Origin of the sequence: Pseudomonas sp. NPDC078416 (genome assembly GCF_050268485.1) — a bacterium.
Lineage (GTDB): Bacteria > Pseudomonadota > Gammaproteobacteria > Pseudomonadales > Pseudomonadaceae > Aquipseudomonas.
This window is the reverse complement of record NZ_JBNNGV010000006.1, coordinates 53,244-74,475: the sequence shown is the minus strand read 5'-3', so window position 1 is coordinate 74,475 and position 21,232 is coordinate 53,244. Positions and strand designations below refer to the sequence as shown.

14 protein-coding genes are annotated in these 21,232 nt (G+C 62.7%); 4 read left to right on the top strand and 10 right to left on the bottom strand.

From position 1 onward, the window contains the following. Positions 1 to 21 precede the first annotated feature (21 nt). Genes tssM through ACQKEN_RS09005 form a run of 3 tightly spaced genes read left to right on the top strand, consistent with a single transcriptional unit; the run spans position 22 to position 5,296 of the window. Positions 22 to 3,549, top strand: a complete 3,528-nt coding sequence (gene tssM / locus ACQKEN_RS09015; RefSeq protein ID WP_427685165.1) for a type VI secretion system membrane subunit TssM — start codon at positions 22 to 24, stop codon at positions 3,547 to 3,549. Beyond that, a complete protein-coding gene (locus ACQKEN_RS09010) occupies positions 3,549 to 4,277 on the top strand; it encodes a PP2C family protein-serine/threonine phosphatase (protein ID WP_427685164.1) in 729 nt (242 codons plus the stop codon). The genes tssM and ACQKEN_RS09010 overlap by 1 nt, the downstream gene beginning before the upstream one ends. After that, positions 4,274 to 5,296: a serine/threonine-protein kinase gene (locus ACQKEN_RS09005; RefSeq protein WP_427685163.1), complete on the top strand. Its 1,023-nt coding sequence runs from the start codon at positions 4,274 to 4,276 to the stop codon at positions 5,294 to 5,296. Before ACQKEN_RS09010 ends, ACQKEN_RS09005 begins: the two co-directional genes overlap by 4 nt. Before the next feature lie 463 nt (positions 5,297 to 5,759). On the opposite strand, the gene ACQKEN_RS09000 is transcribed toward ACQKEN_RS09005, so the two are convergent. From ACQKEN_RS09000 to ACQKEN_RS08960, 9 genes are all read right to left on the bottom strand, one after another. Then, positions 5,760 to 6,815, bottom strand: coding sequence for a permease (locus tag ACQKEN_RS09000; RefSeq protein WP_427685162.1), 1,056 nt, complete (start codon positions 6,813 to 6,815; stop codon positions 5,760 to 5,762). Positions 6,816 to 6,899: 84 nt separating this feature from the next. Further along, complete coding sequence (locus ACQKEN_RS08995) at positions 6,900 to 8,492, bottom strand: ABC transporter ATP-binding protein (protein ID WP_427685161.1); 1,593 nt, start codon at positions 8,490 to 8,492, stop codon at positions 6,900 to 6,902. Positions 8,493 to 8,500: 8 nt separating this feature from the next. Further along, positions 8,501 to 9,523, bottom strand: a complete 1,023-nt coding sequence (locus ACQKEN_RS08990) for an ABC transporter permease (RefSeq protein WP_427685160.1) — start codon at positions 9,521 to 9,523, stop codon at positions 8,501 to 8,503. Beyond that, positions 9,523 to 10,593, bottom strand: a complete 1,071-nt coding sequence (locus ACQKEN_RS08985; RefSeq protein WP_427685159.1) for a microcin C ABC transporter permease YejB — start codon at positions 10,591 to 10,593, stop codon at positions 9,523 to 9,525. Before ACQKEN_RS08985 ends, ACQKEN_RS08990 begins: the two co-directional genes overlap by 1 nt. A 1-nt stretch (position 10,594) precedes the next feature. Next, positions 10,595 to 12,547 carry an extracellular solute-binding protein gene (locus tag ACQKEN_RS08980; RefSeq protein ID WP_427685158.1) on the bottom strand — a complete coding sequence of 651 codons (1,953 nt, stop codon included), beginning with the start codon at positions 12,545 to 12,547 and terminating at the stop codon, positions 10,595 to 10,597. A 149-nt stretch (positions 12,548 to 12,696) separates the two neighbouring features. Then, entirely contained in the window at positions 12,697 to 15,435 is a 2,739-nt protein-coding gene (locus tag ACQKEN_RS08975) for a TonB-dependent receptor (RefSeq protein ID WP_427685157.1), read from the bottom strand. Between the two features lie 217 nt (positions 15,436 to 15,652). Beyond that, positions 15,653 to 16,054 (bottom strand): ExbD/TolR family protein, encoded by a 402-nt coding sequence (locus ACQKEN_RS08970; RefSeq protein ID WP_133771220.1) that lies wholly within the window; start codon positions 16,052 to 16,054, stop codon positions 15,653 to 15,655. Beyond that, a complete protein-coding gene (locus ACQKEN_RS08965; protein ID WP_427685156.1) occupies positions 16,054 to 16,761 on the bottom strand; it encodes a MotA/TolQ/ExbB proton channel family protein in 708 nt (235 codons plus the stop codon). The genes ACQKEN_RS08970 and ACQKEN_RS08965 overlap by 1 nt, the downstream gene beginning before the upstream one ends. A gap of 52 nt (positions 16,762 to 16,813) precedes the next feature. Next, on the bottom strand, positions 16,814 to 17,668 hold the full coding sequence (locus tag ACQKEN_RS08960) for an energy transducer TonB (protein ID WP_427685155.1): 855 nt from the start codon (positions 17,666 to 17,668) through the stop codon (positions 16,814 to 16,816). A 1,197-nt stretch (positions 17,669 to 18,865) separates the two neighbouring features. Here ACQKEN_RS08960 and ACQKEN_RS08955 point away from each other — a divergent pair. Beyond that, positions 18,866 to 19,981: a DUF2817 domain-containing protein gene (locus tag ACQKEN_RS08955; protein ID WP_427685154.1), complete on the top strand. Its 1,116-nt coding sequence runs from the start codon at positions 18,866 to 18,868 to the stop codon at positions 19,979 to 19,981. A gap of 72 nt (positions 19,982 to 20,053) precedes the next feature. Here ACQKEN_RS08955 and ACQKEN_RS08950 read toward each other — a convergent pair whose 3' ends face one another. Next, positions 20,054 to 20,896, bottom strand: coding sequence for an NAD-dependent protein deacetylase (locus tag ACQKEN_RS08950; protein ID WP_427685153.1), 843 nt, complete (start codon positions 20,894 to 20,896; stop codon positions 20,054 to 20,056). Positions 20,897 to 21,232: the final 336 nt, after the last annotated feature.

Sequence of the window (21,232 nt, the reverse complement as noted above, 5' to 3'; positions counted from 1 at the left end):
GCCGTAAAACAGAGACGTTTGATGAAAAACCTTTTCAAGAAAACCGGCGCGCTTTTGCGTCAGACATGGGCGTGGACGCTGCTGCTGGTATTACTCGTGGCGCTGATGGTCTGGATCATCGGGCCGGCCCTCGCGGTCGACGACCGAAAGTTCTGGGAGGGTTCAACCTCTCGGCTGTTGACCATCAGTTCGCTGTTCCTGCTCTGGGGCCTTGCCATGGTCTATGTCAGCTGGCGTGCCGGAGAGCGCAAGAAGGCGGTCGAGGACAGCGAGGATGGCCAGGCGCGCCTCCTGCGCGACGATCAGATCCACGAGGAGCAGGCTGAACTGACGGCACGTTTCAAGGACGCGCTGAAAACACTGAAGACCTCAAGCCTGTATCGCGGCCGCAGCGAACACTGGCGCACCGAGCTGCCGTGGTACCTGCTGATCGGACCCGAGGGCAGCGGCAAGACCAGCCTGCTGGACTTTTCAGGGCTCGAGTTTCCGCTCAACAAGGTCGAGCGGACAGTCACCCGTGACCCTCGAGGCACTCGCCATTGCGACTGGTATTTTGGAAACAACGCCGTGCTCGTCGACACCGCCGGTCGCTACCTGACCCAGCCGAGTGCCGACATCGACCGCAGCGCCTGGTGCACACTGCTTGACCTGCTGCGCAGATATCGCCGCAACCGACCTCTGAATGGCGTACTCGTCACACTCCCTGTCGACACGCTGCTCCACGGCAGCGACCTTGAGCTCGAAATCCTCGCCCGACACGTGCGTACCCGTTTGCAGGAGGTGCATCAGAAGCTGCACGTCGAGGTGCCGGTCTACCTTGTGTTGAGCAAAGCCGACAGCCTTCCGGGCTTCGACGCGTTTTTCGATCAACTGACCCGTGAGGAACGTGATCAGGTCCTCGGTACCACCTTCCGGAACGGGCAGAGCGGCACCGACGCTGAAGTACTGCGCAACGAATTCGGCGAACTGCTGGTTCGGCTCAACAGTCAGGTGATCACCCGCATCCACCAGGAACGCGATACATCGCGCCGTGGGGGCATTCTTGACTTCCCCCACCAGCTCAGTCGAATCGGCGAGCGTGTGTGCATGTTTGTGGAACTGGCGTTCACGGGCAATCGCTATCAGTCGGCCAGCCACTTGCGGGGCTTCTACCTGACCAGCGCGCCCGGCTTTGAACAGGACAGGCACGCGCCCGATGTCGGCAGGGGAGTGAGTCCGGGGATGAGCACGGGCACGCTGCCGACCTTCGGCAGCGGCCGATCGCGTTTCATCAATCACCTGCTCAGCAGGGTCATCTTCCCGGAGGCGGACCTTGCCGGGCTGGACATGCGCGAGCGCAGCCGTATCCATTGGGCCCAGCGCGCTCTATATGCAGGCGCGTTGGGGTCACTCGCGCTGTTCGGCAGCCTCTGGGCCGTGAGCTTTTCCGGCAACTATGAACGGCTCGACGGTGTGAGTGCCCTTGCCAGAACCTGGGCCGAGCAGCGGTCGGCGAAAAAGGCCCAGGATGACCTTTTCGCAGCACTGAAAGTGTTAGACACCGGCTATGCAGCGACCCAGGTTTTCCCGGGCAAAGGGGAGGTCGGTTATCAGGCACGTGGTGGCCTTTATCAAGGCGACGCGGTGAACCCGGTCGTCGAAGGCGCTTACGAGCGTGAGCTGGAACGGCTGCTTCTGCCTCAGGTGGCGACGCTGCTGGAAGGGCAAATTGCCGCCAACCTTGAGAGTCGCGAGGGCCTGCTCAAAAGCCTGCGTGCCTATTTGATGCTGGGCATGAAAGACCGGCGTGATGCGGCGTGGCTGAAGGAACGGGTCGCCGCTGGCTGGTCAGAGCTGTACCCCGGCAACGCCGCGGCACAAGGCGGGCTGAACAGTCACTTCGAACGGTTGCTGGAGCTGCCCTTCGTCCATGTCCTAAATGATCAGCGCGTGGCGCAGGCACGGCAGGTGCTGCGCGGTGAGTCCCTGGCGAACGTCGTCTACCGGATGCTGCGCGAGCAGGCCAGCAACTTGCCGGACTACAGCTTCGACCAGCATATCGGGCCGCAGGCGGCGCTGTTCGTCGGCGCCGACTATGCGATTCCGGGGTTCTATACCCGACAGGGCTACGAGCAGTACTTTTCGGTGCAAGGCGCCCGAGTGGTGGCCGATATCCTGCGGGACAATTGGGTGCTGGGCGAAGGATCCGGTCTCAGCGACATGGACATGCGGCGTCTGATGGTTGAACTCGAGCAGCTTTACTTCCGCGATTACGCCGACTACTGGGGCGAGGCGGTGAGCGCGGTCGAGCTGCCCGGGCCGTACGATTTTGCCGACAGTGCCGAGCAGCTGGCGGGCCTGACGTCGGCCCATTCGCCGGTGATCAACCTGCTCAGGGAAGTTCGCGAGCACACCCGCTTCTCGCCTGTCGCCGAGGCACTGACAACTGCCGTGGATGCCACCGCGCTGCTGGTGGACAAGGGGGGCAAAGCCGGCAAACTGGCGATCGCCGCGTCCGGTAAAGCCTCCGAAGGGCTGAGTGCATCCCTCCCGGATACCGCGCGCAAATCACTGCAGAACCGGTTCGATCCGTTGCACCGCTTGCTCGACGAAAAAGACGGCCCGGCTGCAGATCTGATGCCCGTTCTGGCCGTGCTCAACGAGCTGCAGATGCAAATGGCCAGTCTGGGCAGGGCCAGCTCGCCGGAGCAGGCTGCGTTCGACATGGCCAAATCACGCATGGGCGGGCAGCGTGACGCGCTGGGCACTTTGCGTGCGGCATCCATTCGCCTGCCACGCCCGGTGAGCGGGTGGTTCAACACCCTGGCCGAGGACGCATGGCGGCTGGTCCTTCGCGACGCCTATCAACACGTGAACCAGCACTACCAGAGTGAGGTGTACAGTTTCTACGCCAAGGCGATCAGCAAGCGTTATCCGTTCAAGGCCGACAGTGCCAGCGAGGTCGCACTCGGTGACTTTCGCGAGTTCTTCAAGGTTCAGGGCGTTGCAGACCGCTTCTTCGACGGATTCCTTCGGCCGTTCGTGACCGGAGAGAAGGGCAGTTACCGTCTGCGCAGTGTCGACGGGCAAAGCTTGCCCATCTCTCGGCCGTATCTCGATCAGATGAGCGCTGCTCGGGTCATTCGACAGGGGTTCTTCGCGGACAACCCGGCCGAGCCTCAGGTGCAGTTCAAACTTGAGCCTCATTCCCTGGACTCTTCTGTCAGCCGTTCCGAATTCAAGCTGGGCGACAAGACCCTGGAGTATCGCCACGGCCCGATTGTCCCGGTGTCATTCAAGTGGCCAACCGATGCGCAGGCCGGTCGAACCAGTCTGGTGCTCGACAGAATGGCTGGCCGCCCATTGGGCATCGAAGAAAGCTCAGGGCCGTGGTCGTTGTTCCGTTTGCTGGAGTCGATGCAGCGCGAGGACTTGAAGGGTCGCGACGTGCTTGTACTGAAGGCCGACGTGGGGGGACTGCGTGCCAGCTACCTGTTGACGAGCCAGCGCTCGCCGAACCCGTTTGACATGACCGTGCTGCGCAGCTTCCGTATGCCGGCACAACTCTGATGCCAGTCGCCGGCCATTGGCGCAGCGCTGCGCGGACCCACACCGGCAAGGTGCGGAAACGTAACGAAGATGCGTATCTGGAGTGCCCCGAGCACGGACTGTGGGTGGTCGCCGATGGTATGGGCGGTCATCAGGGGGGCGATATCGCCAGCCAGATGATCGTCGCCAGTCTGGCGGAGCTGCCTGTGCACGAAAACTTCGATGACAGGCTTATCGGCATAAGACACTGCCTGCACTGGCTGAATCGCCGGCTGGGCCAGGAGCTGACCGTCAATGCAGGCCGACAGGACAGCATCATCGGCAGCACGGTGGTCGCACTGCTCGTGGAAGGAAACCGGGCGGCGTGCGTGTGGGCGGGCGACAGCCGCTGCTATTTGTGGCGCGGTCAGCGGCTGTACCAGCTGTCCAGGGACCATTCGCTGGAACAGCAGCTGATCGACGAACGTCAGATGAATCCTCGACAGGCCCGGGCCTACCCTGGCGGCCACGCCTTGACCCGCGCGGTGGGCGCTGCCGAGCAACTGACGCTGGAGGTGCTGGAACTTGAGGTGTTTCCGGGCGATGCGTTCTTGCTGTGCAGCGACGGTTTGTATCAGGGGTTGAGCAGCGATGCACTGGGCCGCGCATTGGACGTCGCTCTGCCGGCAATGGCACTCAAGCGCCTTTTCGATGACGCATTGCGTGGCGCGGCCCGAGATAACCTGACGGCGGTGGTGATTCGCGGATGACTGATCCTCTGCAAACAGATCCCGATGGACCGGCGCTCGTTGCTCCCCCCAGCGATGACCAGCCCGGCGATCTCACCTATTACGCCTTCGCTCAGTCGAAAAATCGTGAACCTGCTCGCCTGTCGGCCCCATCGGCCTTCAGCACGATGCCCGACGTTCTCGCAGGCCGTTACTGCATTGAGCGTTTGCTTGGCGCCGGTGGCATGGGAGCGGTCTACCGCGCCCGCGATCTGCTGGCCGAGCAGTACGGCGATCCCGATCCCTACGTTGCAATCAAAGTCCTCAACGAAGACTTCGTCGAATCGCCGGACGCCAGCGCCGTGCTCTACAGCGAGTTCTGCCTCACCCGCTACCTGCGCCATGACAACGTGCTGCGTGTGCACGGGTTTCACGTCGACACCGCCTGCGAGCGCGCTTTCATCACCATGGAACTGATGCGAGGCCTGACGCTGGACAAACTGCTCTGCGAGCGGCCTTTGGGTCTGCCGTGGAAAGAACTGCGACACATCGTGCTGCCCATGCTGGACGCATTGGCGTACGCCCACGCCTGCGGCATTGTTCACGGGGACATTAAACCGAGCAACGTCATGCTCAGCGAGAAGGGCGTGCGCCTGTTCGACTTCGGTCTTGGCAGGGCCGAGGAGGGCGCACTGCCCGGCCTGCCGCACCTGAGCCGCGAACGTTTCAACGCCTGGACGCCGGGTTACGCCGCACCTGAACTGCTTGAACACCGGCAGCTTTCGGCACGCGCTGATATCTACGCAGTGGCGTGTGTGATCTACGAACTGGCAAGCGGCAAACACCCCTTTCGCCACCTGCCTTCGACCCAGGCCCGGGATGAACATCTCGACGTCGGCTTGCAGGCGCCAGCCCGTCTACCGAAACGTTGCTGGCCTGCCCTGCGAACCGCGCTGGCTTTTGACGCCGATACGCGCACGATAACGGCGGGGCAAATGCGTGACGCTTTCACCGGCACCTCGTCCTGGCCGTGGTGCAGGAAAATCCGCCCAGCCTGGTAAGAAAAGCTCGCGGCTGAAGCCGGTCCTGCAGTGCGAACGCGGTACTTTCAGTGGGACCGGCTTTAGCCGGGAATGGACGCAGACCGTCCTGGGATGCATACCCACGCAGAGCGTGGGCACGATCAGAGGATCATGGGCGCTCGGCTTTTGCGTTTGATCTTGATCTTGATCTTCAACCGAGATAGTTCAAACACCGCAAAATGCGACTTTGGTGCAGGCCGAACGCAGACGACGCGCAGTGGGCCGAGCCGCATGGATGCGGCGAGAGCGGCGTCAGGACATGGATGTCCGTTCGGCGCGGGCCCACGGAGCGTCGTCGGAGTGAAGGAACCCTGACGAAGGAAGGGCCAAACCGAGAGCAAGCACTTTTGGTTACTTTTGGTGCTTTTTAAAAGTAACTCGCCGAAGGCGAAACAGTCTGCCCCCAGGCAGACGCTCTTGATCTTGGTCTTGATCTACCCGTTTACAACAAAGCGGCGCCTACCAACCCACTTACCACGCCGACCAGCATGGTCAACAACCCAACGGTCACCAGCACCTTGGCGTCGAAGGATTTGCGCAGCATCAGCAGCGACGGCAGGCTCACGCTCGGCAGGGTCATGAGCAATGCCACGGCCGGCGCGGTGCCCAGGCCCAACGTCAGCAGCGTCTGCACGATCGGAATTTCCGCTGCCGTTGGGATCACAAACAACGTGCCGACGATCGCCAACGGCACCAGCCACAACAGGCTGTTGCCCATCGCGCCGTCAACATGGGGGAACAGCCAGACCCGCGCGGCGCCCAGGATCAGCACGGCGATGACGTAGATCGGGATGGTGGTCCAGAACAACTGCCAGAGCGTCTTGCCCCAACGCACCAGCAGGCTGCCTTCCTCCGGCGTCTCGGCAATGGCCACCGCTTCCAGCGCCTGTTCAGGCACAACTTCCGGACGCGAGATGCGTTGCGCCACCAGCGAAACACCGATCACTAAAACAAGGCCCGCCACCAGTCGCAGCGCGGTGAACCCCCAGCCCAGCACGAAGCCCATGAACACCAGCGTCGCCGGGTTGAGCACCGGGTTGGCGATCCAGAAGGCCAGCGCCGCGCCCACCGAGACGTTCTGCTTGCGCAAGCCTGCTGCCACCGGCGCGGCGCAGCAGCTGCACATCATGCCGGGCAGGGCGAACAGGCCGCCGCGAATGGTCGAACCCAGCCCGGCGCGGCCGAACAGTTTCAGCAGCCAGTCCCGGGGAATCAGCACCTGCAACAGCGAACCGAGGATCACTGCCAGCACGGCGGCTTTCCAGATCGCCAGGAAGTAGACCTGCGCATAGGCCAGAGCGGCGGCCCACGGCGTGGCCGGGTTGTCGTTGATGATCGAGCCGCCAATGTTATGGGTGTCGGCAGCGATGAAGGACTTGAGGTAATACGGCGACCACTTGACGTAGTACAAGCCGATGGCGGCCACCAGCAGGAACGCCAGGGGTTTCCACCAGAACGACCAGCCGCGGCGTTCGGAAGTGAGCGGGAGGGCAGTCATGACAGGCACCAGAGCAGGAAATCGTGGGGGCGGGATGATACGCCGTGGCCGGGCATTATAGTAGGTGTCGCAAGGTATGTTGGCTCACGCCCGTCCGCCGAAATCCAGCCCGGAAGCGCGCAGCAGTTCCTGGGTGTAGGGCTGCCGCGGGTTGCCGAAGATCTCCCGTGCCGGTCCTTGCTCGACCACTTTACCGTCCTTGATCACCAGCACGTCGTGGGCCAATGCGTGAACCACCGCCAGGTCATGGCTGATGAACAGATAACTGAGGCCGTGACGAATCTGCAGATCCCGCAGCAAGGCGATGATCTGTTTTTGCACGGTGCGGTCCAGCGCCGAGGTGGGTTCGTCGAGGAGGATTAGCTCCGGCTCCAGCACCAGCGCCCGGGCAATGGCCACGCGCTGGCGCTGACCGCCGGAGAATTCGTGGGGGTAGCGATGGCGGCTGTCCGGGTCCAGGCCGACTTCCCCGAGCACGCGGATCACCGTCTGTTCACGCTGGGCCGGGGTGCCGATGCCGTGGGTCAGCAACCCTTCGGCGATGATCTGCTGCACCGTCATGCGCGGACTCAGGCTGCCGAAGGGGTCCTGAAACACCACCTGAATGCGCTTGCGCAGCGGCCGCATCAACTGCTGGCTGCGCAGGCTCAGCTCCTTGTTACCAAAGCGGATGCTGCCTTCGGAATCGATCAGCCGCAGGATCGCCTGACCCAGGGTCGATTTGCCCGACCCTGACTCGCCGACGATGCCCAGAGTCTGACCTTTCAACAGCTCGAAACTTATCCCATCCACCGCCTTGATGTACTGCCGCTCGCGCCGCAACAACGGCTTGGGCAGGGGAAACCAGACCTTCAGCGCGTCCACCGACAGCAGCGTCTCGGTGTGCTCGCCGGGCACCGGTTCGCCGTCGGGTTCGGCGTTAATCAGCAAGCGGCTGTAAGGGTGTTGCGGAGCGGCGAACAGCGTCTGGCAGTCAGCCTGCTCGGCGATCTCGCCAGCACGCATCACGCAGACCCGCTGGGCAACGCGCCGCACCAGATTGAGGTCATGGCTGATCAGCAGCAGCGACATGCCCAGCCGTTGTTGCAGGGATTTGAGCAGCTCAAGAATCTTCAGCTGCACCGTGACGTCCAGCGCCGTGGTCGGCTCGTCCGCGATCAGCAGCTCGGGTTCGTTGGCCAGGGCCATGGCGATCATCACCCGCTGGCGCTGGCCGCCGGACAGTTGATGGGGCAGGGCCTTGAGCCGCTGCGGCGGGTTCTGAATGCCCACCAAGCCGAGCAGCTCCAGGGTGCGCTCGCGGGCGGCCTTGCCCTTCAGGCCCTTGTGCATGGCGAGGATTTCGCCGATCTGCTTCTCCACGCTGTGCAGCGGGTTCAGCGAGGTCATCGGCTCCTGAAAGATCATGGCGATGCGGTTGCCGCGCAGGCCACGCAGGGCTTTATCGCTGGCGTGCAGCAGATCGACGCCCTTGTAGCGAATGCTGCCCTGGGTGCTCACGGATTTGGCGGGCAGCAGGCGCAGGATCGAGTGGGCGGTCACCGACTTGCCCGAACCGGACTCGCCGACCAGCGCCAGACACTCGCCGGGCTGGATGTCGAGGTCGATGCCGTGCACCACTTCGGCGCCGTTGAAGGCCACGCGCAGGTTGCGGATCTGGATCAAAGGGTCAGTCATGGCGGCGCTCAAGTCCGTGGGTCGAAAGTGTCACGGCAGGCTTCGCCGATGAACACCAGTAACGTGAGGATCAGCGCCAGGGCGCAGAACGCCGTGACGCCCAGCCATGGCGCCTGCAAGTTGCGTTTGGCCTGGCCGATCAGTTCGCCGAGGGACGCGCTTTCGGCGGGCATGCCGAAGCCGAGGAAATCCAGCGCGGTCAGTGTGGCGATGGCGCCGGTGACGATGAACGGCAGGTAGGTGAGGGTGCTGGTCATGGCATTGGGCAGAATGTGCCGCCACATCAGCGCGCCGTCGCTGAGGCCCAGGGCGCGGGCGGCTTTGACGTATTCCAGATTGCGCCCACGGAGGAATTCAGCGCGGACCACGTCGACCAGCGCCAGCCAGGAAAACAGCGACATGATCCCCAGCAGCCACCAGAAATCCGGCTCGACGAAACCGGACAGAATGATCAGCAGGTACAGCACCGGCAGCCCCGACCAGACCTCCTGCAAGCGCTGCCCGATCAAATCCGCCAATCCGCCGTAATAGCCCTGAATGGCCCCGGCGAACACACCGATCACGGTGCTGATGGCCGTCAGCGCCAACGCAAACAGAATCGACACGCGGGTGCCGAACAACACCCGCGCCATCACGTCCCGGGCCTGGTCGTCGGTGCCCAGCCAGTTGCGCGCGCTGGGCGGGCTGGGCGAGGGCTCGCGGAGTTCGTAATTGACCGTGTCGTAGCTGAACGGGATCGGCGCGAAGAGCATCCAGCCGCCCTTGTCGGCGATCAGCCTGCGCACGTAGTCGCTTGAATAGTCCGGCTCGAAAGGCAGTTCGCCGCCGAAGTCGGATTCCAGGTACTGATGCAGGGCCGGGAAGTACAGGTCGCCCTGATAGCTGACGATCAAGGGCTTGTCGTTGGCGATCAGCTCGCCGCACAGGCAGATGACCAACAGCGCCACGAACAGCCACAGCGACCACCAGCCACGCCGATTGGCCTTGAAGTTGGCAATGCGGCGCTGGTTTTGCGGGGAAAACTCGAACATCAGGCGCTCCTCGCGGAAAAGTCGATGCGCGGGTCGACCAGGGTGTAGCACAGGTCGCCCACCAGCTTGATCAACAGGCCGAACAGGGTGAACAGAAACAGCGTGCCGAAGACCACCGGGTAATCCCGGGACACCGCCGCTTCGTAGCTCATGCGGCCGATGCCATCGAGGCCGAAGATGGTTTCGATCAGCAGCGACCCGGCGAAGAACACCTCGATCAGCGCCTGGGGAATGCCCGCCACCACCAGCAGCATGGCGTTGCGGAACACGTGGCCGTAGAGCACCCGCTGTTCGCTGAGGCCCTTGGCCCGGGCGGTGACCACATACTGGCGGCCGATCTCGTTGAGGAAGCTGTTTTTGGTGAGGATGGTCAGGGTCGCGAAGCCGCCGATGACCAGCGCGCTGACCGGCAGCACCAGATGCCACAGGTAATCGCGCAGCTTGCCCAGCGGCGAGAGGCTGGCGAAGTCGTCCGAGAACAGACCCTGGGCCGGAAACCAGCTCCAGTAGCTGCCGCCGGCAAACACCACGATCAGCAGAATGGCGAACAGGAACGCCGGGATGGCGTAGCCGATGATGATCACCGTGCTGCTCCAGACATCAAAGCGGCTGCCATGCAGCACGGCCTTGCGGATGCCCAGCGGGATCGAGATCAGGTACGTGATCAGAGTTGCCCAGAGCCCGAGGGATAGCGTCACCGGCAGCTTTTGCAGAATCAGCCCGGTCACCGTGGCGCCGCGAAAAAAGCTGCTGCCGAAGTCCAGCTGCACGTAGCGGGTCAGCATCAGCCACAGGCGCTCGTGCAGCGGCTTGTCGAAACCGTATTGGTGCTTGATCGCTTCGACCAGCTCGGGGTCCAGACCTTGGGCGCCCCGGCTGATCCCGCCCGTAGCCGCGACTTCGCCACCGCCGCCCCCAATCCCGCCCGTTGGACTCATCCCCTGAACCCGGGCGATGGCTTGCTCCACGGGACCGCCCGGCGCGGCCTGCACGATGAGGAAATTGACCACCAGAATGCACAGCAGCGTGGGAATGATCAGCAGCAGGCGACGCAGGGTGTAGGCGAGCATGTCACTGGCCCTCCGTCATTGGCGCTTTGGAGGTATTCGCCACGGTGCTTTGTGGCCCCACGCGCGCGGCCATTTGCGCGGCCATCTGCACGTTGCTCAGCGGCACGCGGCTGATTTCCCACCAGCTTTCCAGGCCGACGTCGTAGATCGGCTCGATGGCCGGTTTGCCAAAGCGGTTGGCATAGACCACCGGCGTGCCTTGGGAGTAATAGTTCGGAATCATGTAGAAACCCCAGAGCAGGACCCGATCCAGCGCCCGCGCGTAGTGCAGCATGTCGTTGCGGTTGTTGGCCGCGACCAGGCCATCGATAAGGCGATCGACCGCCGGGTTGCGCAGGACCATGGCGTTGGAACTGCCAACCTGCCGCGCGCTTTGCGAGCCGAACAGGTTGTACAGCTCACGGCCGGGGGAGAGGATCGGATTGCCGTTGGCGGGCAGCGTGACCACGATCATGTCGTAGTCCCGGGCGTTCAATCGGTTCATGTACTGAGCCGAGTCCACGCGACGAAAATTCAGGGTGATGCCGATCTGCGCCAGCACGCGCTTGTACGGCAGCACCAGCCGCTCGAAACCGCCCTGGCCGTCGAGGAAGGAAAATTCCAGCGGCTGACCCGCAGCGTTCACCAGCCGGTTGTTCTTCGCGTGCCAGCCAGCGTCGGCCAGCAGCTTGAGGGCCTTGAGCTGCTTGTCGCGGATGTAGCCGCTGCCGTCGGTCTTCGGTGCGCGCCAGACCTGATCGAATACTTCGTCCGGCACCTGCCCGCGCAGGGGCTCGAGAAGGCTCAGCTCTTGGGCATCGGGCAGCTCGGTGGCGGCCATCTCGCTCTTCGGGAAATAGCTTTGGTCGCGCACATAGAAGTTGCGCATGATCTGCCCGTTGACCCACTCGAAATCCCAGAGCATGGCCAAGGCTTCGCGCACACGGCGGTCCTGAAACATCGGTTTGTCGAGATTGAACACAAAACCCTGACCGGCCACCGGGCGGCGTTTGGCCAGAATGGTCTTTTGCAGACGGCCGTCCTGCAGGCTCGGCGCGGTGTAGCCGACGACATAGCCTGCCGAAGAGAACTCGCGGTTGTAATCGAAGTTGCCGGCCTGGACCAATTGACGGGCCACATCGGTGTCGCCGTAGAAATTCACCGTCAGCCCGTCGAAGTTGTAGAGCCCGCGGCTGACCGGCAGGTCTTTGCCCCACCAGTTCTTGACCCGCTCGAAGCTGACGCTGCGCCCGGCATCGACCCGCGAGACCCGATACGGCCCGCTGCCCAGTGGCGGTTCGAAGCCGCCGCCCTTGGTGAAGTCGCGGGTTTTCCACCAGTGCTCGGGCAGGATACGCAGGCTGGCCAGATCCAGTGCGAGGGTGCGGTTGGTGCCGGTCTTGAAGTCGAAACGGATCTGCCCGGGCGCTTCGATGACCGCGTCCTTGACGTCGGCGTACAGCGGTCGATAGCTGAAGCTGCCTTGGGTGATCAGGGTTTGCCAGGTGTAGCGCACGTCTTCGGCGGTGATGGGCGTGCCGTCATCGAAACGCGCCTTGGGGTTCAGATAGAAACGCACCCACAGATTGTCGGGGTCGCGTTCCATTTTCTCGGCGACCAGCCCGTACACCGTGTAGGGCTCGTCCAGTGAGCGATAGGCCAGCGGCGCATACACCCACGTGTCGATCTGGCTCACGGAAATGCCCTGATCGACATAGGGCGTGAGGTAGTTGAACTGGCCGATCTCCTCGGACGCGCGGCTCATCGAACCGCCTTTGGGCGCGTCAGGGTCGACGTAATCGAAGTGCTGGAAATCAGCGGCGTATTTCGGCGCTTCGCCATAGACGGTGAGCGCGTGCACCGGCCCGGCAAACACCTGAGGAATGCCCAGCAGCAGCGAAGTAAAAAACAGCACCGTGTACAGCAAGGCCTCGCCCGGCAACAGGCGCGGCAATGAAAGAGGAGGGGTGCACATGGGCGGACAATCCTTGAGTGCAAGTCGAGGCATCAGTGGCGCCGCGAAAAATCCCCTGACCCGTTCCCGTGGACGAGGCCGGGTCAGGGGGCGCGATTGCGCAGAAGCCGCCCGACGCGCCGGAGCATTAGCGCGTCAGGTGGTGATGCTTAGAAGTGATACGTCGCCCGCGCGAACAGCGTGCGGCCCAGTGGATCGGCGTAACGAGGGTCATAACCGGACTGGAAGTTGTACGCCTGGTTGGTGAACGGCGGGTCGCGGTCGAACAGGTTGCGCACGCCGGCATCGACGTCCAGCACCTTCTCGAAGGTGTGGCCCACCGACAGGTCCCACAGCGAATACGACGGCACGGTGCCGTTGGTGCTGCGGTCGTAGTCGTTGTAGCCACTGGTGAAGCGGTTGGTCAGCGAGGCACGGCTGTCGCCGAGGGTCCAGCTGCCGATCAACACGTGTTTCCAGCGCGCAATCACGCCATCACCCTGGAAGTCGCCGACCTTGTCGGTGTACGGACCGTCGATGATGTTCTGGAAGTCGTAGCGGTTGACGTAGGTCCCGGTCAGTCCCAGACCGAACTGGCCATACGGCGTGTTCGGGAAGCGGTAGTCCAGGGTCACGTCGACACCGTTGGTCTTGACGATGCCCAGGTTGGAGTTGCCGGTGACAATGTTGGCGATGGAGCCGTCGGCGTTGCGGATGATGCGGTCGCCGTACAGGTCCGACTGATCGAACACGGTGGATTCAGGAAACGACTGAATCTGGTTGGAGATGTGAATCCACCAGAAATCCAGGCCCATGGAGAGGTTGTTCATCGGCTGATAAACGAAGCCCAGGGTCACGTTGCGGGCTTTCTCCGGGGACAGGCTCGCGTTGCCGCCGCTGCGGTTGAGGAATTGCTGATTGCAGTCACGCCCGGCCTGACCCCCCGGTTGCACGGTACCGCCCGCGCAAAGCGTCGGATCATCGTAGTAACCCTGGCTGTAGGCCAGGCTTTGCGGGGCATACAGCTCGTACAGCGACGGCGCACGGAAACCTTCACTGTACGCGCCGCGCATGACCAGCTCTTTGAACGGCTGGAAGCGGAACGAGTATTTCGGGTTGGTGGTGCTGCCGAAGTCGCTGTATTTGTCGTGGCGCACGGCAGCGGTCAGTTCGAGGCTGTCGATGACGGGAACGTTCAGCTCGGCGTATTCGGCCTTCACGCTGCGATCGCCGGAGACCGAGCCGGCCGAATCGAGGCCCAGGCTGTCGATGTCGTCGACGAAGTCCTCGTAGTTCTGGTGCAGCTTTTCCTTGCGGTATTCGCCGCCCAGCGCGAGGCCGGATTCGCCGGCACCGAACCAGTTGCCGATCTCGCGGCTGATGCGCCCGTCCACCCCGTAGACACGGCCGACGGCGGTGGAGTATTCGCCGTGGTACGCGGCGTCGTCGATGTACTGCTGACCCGCCGCCGATTGCGCGCCAAACGGGTTGAGCAGACCGCTGGCCAGGCCCGCCTTGAGGGCGGCGTCGCTGGCGTAACCCGAAGTCACGCTGGAAACGACCTTGCTCTGGTTGTAGTTGGCGCCCAGGTTGTAATCCCAGCCGCCGACGGTGCCGTCGAAGGTCAGCAGCAAGCGCTGGTTGGTGTTCTGGTCCTTGCTGCCACGGGGGCCGGCGGCGGTCTCACGCCAGGCGGTGTCCACCGGCTGGGTCGGGTCGAGGGCGAAGTTGTTCGGGCCGGGGGTAATGCCGTTGCCGGGGTAATACGGGGAGGACGGGTCGATGCTCAGGCCGGTCAACGGCGCCGGGCCGATGCTGGTGGCGTTGTTGTTGCGGGCGAAGAAGTATTCGAGGCTGACGTTGTGGTCTTCGGCCAGCTTGCCGGTGGCGCGACCGAAGAACGAGGTCTTCTCGGTCTGCGGCACCAGGTCGATGTAATCGCGGGTGCTGAACCGGCACAGCCCGTTCACGCTCACCAGACCCGGTCCGGCACAGTTGGGCGCGAGGGGGTTGGTGCTGTTGTTGCCCTGGTAGTAGTTGCCGGGGTAAGCGGTGCCCGAGGTCTGGTTGAGGCCGCGGCCCGGGACGTAATCCTTGTCGAACGAACGGTCGTTGGCGTCGAGGTTCTGCTGCTTGTTGTAGTTGAACACGCCCATGACGTTGAAGCGGTCTTCGTCCAGATCGCCGAAACCCCAGCTGGCGCTGACGTCTTTACTGGCGCCGCCACCGCTGGCGGTCGGGGTGTCGCCGCCGAGGCTCAGGGTGCCGTCGGTCAAAGACTTCTTGGTGATGAAGTTAATCACGCCGCCGATGGCGTCGGTGCCGTACAGCGCCGAGGCACCGTCGCGCAGTACTTCGATGCGGTCGATGGCGGCGAACGGAATCATGTTCAGGTCGATGGCACTGCCGTTGGGCGTGCCGACGCCGGACAAGGCGTTGTTGGCCAGACGACGGCCGTTGAGCAGTATGAGCGTTTTGTTGGCGCCGATGCCGCGCATGTCGGCATAGGACGCGCCACCGGTGGACGCGCCGACCGAGCCTGCGCTGTTCATCATCGACTGGCTGCCGGTGATGCGCTGGACCATCTGTTCGGTGGTGGTCACGCCCTGTTTCTTCAGCTCGTCGGCGCGCAGGATGGTCACCGGCACGGCGGTTTCCGCGTCGGCCCGGCGCACGGCCGAACCGGTCACTTCCACCCGTTTGAGCTGGGTGGTCGCCGGCGCCGCAGCCACCGCTGCAGCGGGGACAGCGGCTTCACTGCCGGTCGCGGCATCGGCGGCGCTGTCCGTGCTGTCGGCGCCATAGGCGGGGCTCATGCCGACCGCCAGTGCGCAAATCAGCGCACGGGGGTGGCGTTGTACGGCAACAACAAGGGGCTTGAGGGTAAAACCGGGAAAGCTCATCAGCATGGTAGTTTCCGACTTATTCCAGATGTTATTGAAATGGCCTTGTGAGCCCTCGTTGCTCCGACGCGGTGATGGCGGTCGGGAATTTCCTTATTTCAAGCAAGCCGCTCCCCTCCGGGGCAAAACCCCGGACGGCGGTGAATCGGGAGTAGGGTGAGCGGCGCCGCAGCGGGGTGCGGCGCCTGCTTCAGGTGCAGATCAACTGCGGGTCATGGGCCGATCATTTCGAGGTCATCACTGAAATTTTGGTGATGCCCGAGCGCTCGATCGACGCCATCGCCTTGGCCACCTGGCCGTAGTTGACGTTGGTGTCGGCCTGCAGCTGTACACGGACCTCCGGGTCCTTGGCCTTGACGTCCTTGAGGCTGAGCTCCAGGGATTCGGGCGCGACTTCGGATTTGGCCAGGTAGAACTTGCCGTCCTGGTCGACGCTGACCACCACCGGGTCTTTCTTGTCGGCGGGGGCGACGGCGTCGGTTTTCGGCAGGTTGACCTTGATGGCGTTGGTCATCAGCGGCGCGGTGACGATGAACACCACCAGCAGCACGAGCATCACGTCCACCAGCGGCGTGACGTTCATTTCGCTGAGCACTTCATCGCTGTCTTGGGTGGAGAACGACATCAGCTCGCCTCCCGCACAGCCTGGCTGTGCTTGCTGGCGATGGCCTGACGGTTGATGGCGAAGGCGCTGCGTTGTGCGAGGGCGTCGAAGTCGTGGGCGAAATCATCCATGTCGGCGACGGCGAGCTTGAGGCGGCGCAGGAAGAAGTTGTAGATCAGCACCGCCGGGACCGCGACGGCGATGCCGACACCGGTGGCAATCAGGGCGTGACCGATGGGGCCGGCCACGGTTTCCAGGCTCGCCGAACCGCTGGCGCCGATGCTTTGCAGTGCTTCCATGATCCCCCAGACCGTACCGAACAGGCCAATGAACGGCGCCGTGCTGCCGATACTGGCGAGGATGGCCTGGCCGGCTTCCAGGGCGCGGCGTTCCTTCTGGATCTGCTGGCGCAGGTTGCGCTCCAGGCGGTCCGAGCGGTTGATGGTGTGGGCGAGCTGCTGGGTGTTGCGCGGCGTCTCATCGACTGCCATGGCTTCGAAACCGCTGTTGGCGATGCGCGCCAGTGAGCCCGGGTATTGGCTGGAATGCTCGGCGGCGGTGAGCAGATCCGGCGCCGCCCAGAAGGCTTTGGTGAACTGTTTGTTCTGGGTCTTTAAGCGTAAGTACTGTGCGGATTTGATCAGCAACAGTCCCCAGCTCAGCACGGAAAACACCACCAGCGCCCAGAGTACGCCGGGGACAATCATCGAAGAGATCGATTCGTTCATGGTTACACCTCACCCGCTATATAAAGAGTTGTTGTTGATCGGCTGACCGGGTTCATTCGGGCAGCTTGAAGTCGATGGTTTGCGTCGCGAACCCTTCGATCGGCGTGTCGCCGCGCTTGGCCGGAATAAACTTCCAGTTGCGCACCGCCTCCACCGCCGCATCGTCCAGCACCTGTTTGCCGCTGGATTTGGTCACCTCGACCGTGCCGGCGCGGCCGTTGGGCAATACCTTGATGCGCAGGATCACGCGGCCTTCCATGCCCTTGCGCAGCGCCGCACCGGGGTATTCCGGTGGCGGGTTACCCAGGCTGGCAAGCCCGGAAATCGCCGCCGATTCCTTGGCCGGTGCCGCAGGTGCCGCAGCAGCCGGGGCCGGTGGGGCGGGCGACGGTGATGGTGCAGCAGGCGCAGGCGGGCTCGGCGCAGCGGGTGCAGCAGGCACGGGCGGGGTGGGCTTTTTCACCGGTTCAGGCTTCTTGACCGGCTTGGGCTTCTCGACCTTGGGTTTTTCCACCGGCTTCTCGACAGGCTTTTCCACCGGTTTCGGCGGCGGCTTGGCAGCGTCGGGGTCCTCGACCGGTTGCTCCGGCTCAGGGGGCGGCGGTGGCGGCTCGGGCGGAGGCGGCGCGGGTGGTGGCTCCGGCGTTGGCTGTGTCGGGCTGGTCAGTTCCACGGTCATCTCGGGCACTTGCGGCGCAACTTCCGGAACGTCGGCTTTGGCGGTCTGCATATACCACCAGATGCCGCCGTGAATAAGGACCGAGGCGGCAATCAATATCAACACGTGCGTCCTGCTAAGTTCACCAGGGCGCGACGTATTTTCCTTGAAAGGAATACGTGGCCAGGCCATGGACAGTGCGTCCGGTGCCGGGTCAGGTATGGCTTTCGCTTTTACCGCGTCATTCATTAAAGCTCCCTCGGGTGGTTGAAGGGCAATAAGGGTCCGTTCAAACAAGTCACCCTGTTTGAAGTTGACGTCCGTGCTTTCGCAACGCACGAGGCCTGGGGAGCAGGTCGTTGAAGAACCACTCTTATAACTGCCGTTACAGCATGAGTTATGGAGACGACATTGCAGGTTCCTGATTTCTTGTTGAGTACAAAGAAGTACGTCTTTATTTCAGAATGACTACGTAACGATCATCGCTATTGCAACCGCTATGCCAGCGCAGCGCTCTAGCCTGCTGTTTCTGGCCTTTGGTGTATGGATGTCGCATTCCTGTAACTTTTTAGCGAATTTCATTAGGTCGGGGCCTGTTCGCTCTATTCAGACGGGGTAAGTTGCTGAACCAAGGGGCGAACCTATCCATTCAGGTTCACCGCGTGTTTGCAAGGTGACCTGTTCCGATTCAATCAGAAGTGCGTTGCACCAAACGTGATTAAGTGGGTGCAAGTTGGTGCGTGAGTGCTTAGGTGATCATTGTGATACGTCCTGAAAGTGTGACTTGTCAGTCATGGCGTGAAGTGTGATTAACGGTGGCGCACACGTCCTGAAATGATCACTGATCATTTTTAGTGTGTGTGGATCAACAGCGATCCCGCCGGCGCGTTATTCAAAACCTTATTTGAGCAGACGCATCTGTGCCGAAAAGAAACAATAAAAAGTAGCCGCCGAATCGCTATGAAAGCGACAGCCATTGAAGCGAAAAAAATGTCGGGCACTGCAGCAAATTAATGCTGGGTTTCAGCCGGAACGCTGAAGGGAGATGGGGCGGATGGCTGGCTCGCTGACGGATGCGTGCAGCGGAAAAGGCAAGGCGCAATGTGGACGGATCGGGTGTGAAATACGCATGTCTGGCACGAATCGAATTCCTTATCGACGGACGCCAGACTTCTGGTCGGCGTCCTGCACTGTTTCGGACGGGATAGTGTCCGGTTCCTGCACAAGGGTGCGTGGTGCGCACCGTTTGGCAGCGTAGACTCACGGCAGCCGGGGCTGGACGCGAAGCGTTTCGTGGTACTGACGTTCCACAAGAGAAATACTAGAAAGAAGTGTGCCAAAACGTGTCCGGTTGTAACATTTCTGACGCAGTGTCCTTTTTGCGCGGTATTCGGGCGGACTGGTAAGGGCCTGCAAGCGGGATGTGATCAATTTTGGAGCGCTTCAATGAGCCACTTTTTTCCTGATCGTCCGGGTTATCGCCAGCTTCGCGAACGCTTCATGGCGGCAGCGACCGCCGCTGGCGCGCGGTTGAGCGAGTACCTCCACCCGTTGCCGGGGCCTTTTGGCGAGACGCTGGCCACGGATGTCGCCTGGCTAGGCGATCCGCAGGCGCGGCGGGTGTTGGTGGCGCTGAGCGGTACCCATGGCGTCGAGGGCTATTACGGTTCCGATTGCCAGAGCCGCTGGCTTAAAGGTTTTGACCCACGCTCGCTGCCCGAGGGCGTGTCGATCCTGATGATTCACCTGATCAACCCCTGGGGCACGGCGTGGATGCGCCGGGTCAATGAGGACAACCTCGATCAGAACCGCAACTACCTAGACTTCAGCCGGCCGCTGCCGGACAACCGCGCCTATACCGACGTCCACGGGATTTACGCGTGCGAGCAGTTGCGCGGGCCAAAGCGCGATCAGGCTGATGCGTTGTTTCAGGCAGCGATCGACGCGCGGGGTTGGGCAGGGTTGATGTCGGTGGTGGAGGCGGGGCAATACGCTTTCCCCGATGGCCTGTTTTTCGGCGGCAGTGAGCCGAGCTGGTCCAATCGCACGCTGCGCAGCATCGTCGGCCAGCACTTGCAGCACGCCAAGGTGGTGACCTGCTTCGACCTGCACACCGGCGCCGGGGATTACGGTCATCCGATGCTGATGAGCATTGTGGAGTCAGCCTACCCGGCGCTGGAGGATGCGAAAGCGTTGTTCGGGCCGTGGCTGTTCACGCTGATCACCGGCGCCAATCGCGTCAGCGAAACCGGTGTGGCGGCGACGTCCACCGGCTACACCTCGCAGATGCTCCTCGACGCGCTGCCGGGTGTGCACCTGATGCCGTTTGTCATTGAATGCGGCACGTACCCGGGCGCAGACGTGCATGGGCATTTGCGTGATGATCACTGGCTGCACCTGCACGGCGACCCGCTTGACCAGGCCGGTCGGCGGATCAAGGAGGGGCTGCTGGAGCAGTTTTATCCGGCGGACCCGGACTGGCAGGAAGTGGCGTGGGTCAGGACGCGGCAGGTGTGGGACAGAGCATTGGCGGCGTTGCCGGCGATTCGTGCTACCCGATGACAGATCGAGCCATGCAGGAGTGAGCTTGCTCGCGAAAGGGCTCTCTCTGCACACGGAGATACGGAAGATTCATCAGGCTCTCAACAGCCGCTGCGCCAAGGCCGGCAACAGCACCTCGCACGACGCTTCGATCTTGAGATTCAACAGATCATCGGCCCGGGTTTTGCCGAGGTTGATGGCGATCAGCGGTTTGCCCTGATCCTTGATCGCGCGGCACAGGCGAAACGCCGAGAACGCCATCAGCGACGATCCCACCACCAGCAGGCCTTGAGCGTCTTCCACGCGCTGCATGGCCTTGGCCGCCGTGGGTGGTGCGACGTTCTCACCAAAAAATACCACGTCAGGTTTCATGCGATCACCCCCGCAGTGGGGGCAGTGGGGCACCTGGAAGCGTTCTTCGAAGGCCGGGTCGAGCAAGGTATCGCCATCGGGCGCCTGGACCGCATCGACGCCCGCCAGATACGGATTTTGCTCGACCAGAGCCAGCTGAATGATGTCGCGCTCGGTGCGCTGGCGGCAGTCCAGGCACAGCACCCAATGCAGGCTGCCGTGCAATTCCACCACGTCATGACTGCCGGCCTGATCGTGCAAGGTGTCGACGTTTTGGGTGATGACGCCGCTGATGAGGTCATGCTGCTGCAAGCGCGCAATCGCTTCGTGGGCCGCGTTGGGTTGCGCGACGCGAACCCGCGGCCAGCCCAGCATCGCCCTTGCCCAGTAGCGACGCCGGGCCTCGGGCGCATTGAGGAATTCCTGAAACATCATCGGCTGCCGACCCCGACGCACGCCCTCGCTGTCGCGGTAATCCGGAATCCCGGAAGAGGTGCTGATCCCGGCGCCGGTCAGCACGACGAACGAGCGGTCGTGCATCCATTCCAGCAGGGTATCAACGTGGGTGTCAGAAACATCAGGCATGCACAGGTCCTCAGGAGCGGCTGTGCGCTGATACTAGTGGGACCGGCTTCAGCCGGGAAGAGGCCCGGGTGAGCGCCAGCAATTTTGCAGCGAGGCACCTAGTGCCTTCCCGGCTAAAGCCGGTCCCACAGTCGAGGTCACCTTCATTTTCTCTGGGTACATGCGATCCATTAGTGGGACCGGCTTCAGCCGGGAAGGGGCCCGAGTGAGCGCCAGCAATTTTGCAGCGAGGCACCTGGTGCCATGACCCTGTAGGAGCCGGCTTGCTGGCGAACGCGGTTTTTCAGTCGCCCTTGCTGTGGCTGAACGGACGCTCTCGCCAGCAAGCCGGCTCCT